Source organism: Neorhizobium vignae, from assembly GCF_000732195.1.
GTDB lineage: Bacteria > Pseudomonadota > Alphaproteobacteria > Rhizobiales > Rhizobiaceae > Neorhizobium > Neorhizobium vignae.
Genome location: NZ_JNNU01000079.1, coordinates 1 through 424, shown reverse-complemented (window position 1 = coordinate 424; position 424 = coordinate 1). Strand labels below are relative to the sequence as shown.

Annotated in this window: 1 protein-coding gene; it reads left to right on the top strand. The window is 63.7% G+C overall.

From position 1 onward, the window contains the following. On the top strand, positions 1 to 424 hold a 424-nt coding region (locus GQ59_RS32615), incomplete at both ends, for a DUF5801 repeats-in-toxin domain-containing protein (protein WP_037088685.1).

Below are 424 nucleotides of genomic sequence, written 5' to 3'. Positions count from 1 at the left end.
TCGGCGAGAACGCGCTGGTTCAGCTCGACGACGATGCGCTGAGCGGTGGTAATCCGGAAGGCAACGGCGATGATGCCGACTCCGTCAATGCCAAGGGTGTCCTTGCGCATTCTTACGGTGCCGATGGCGCCGGTTCAGTGCTGTGGATCGGCAGCGGCCTGACGCTGCCTGCCGGCTTCACCGCAACGCCGTCCGAAGACGGCAAGGTGATGACCATCTATCAGGGCGAACGCCCGGTCGTCTCGATCACCATCACCGACACGGCGACGGGGGCCTACCAGGTTACCCAGCTTGCACCGATCAACCACCCGCAGGGAACGATCCCGGGGACGGAAGACAATGTGCAGTTCACGGTCTCCTACCAGGTGACCGACAAGGACGGCGACGCGGCTGCAACGCCCGGCACGCTGACCATCAATGTCGA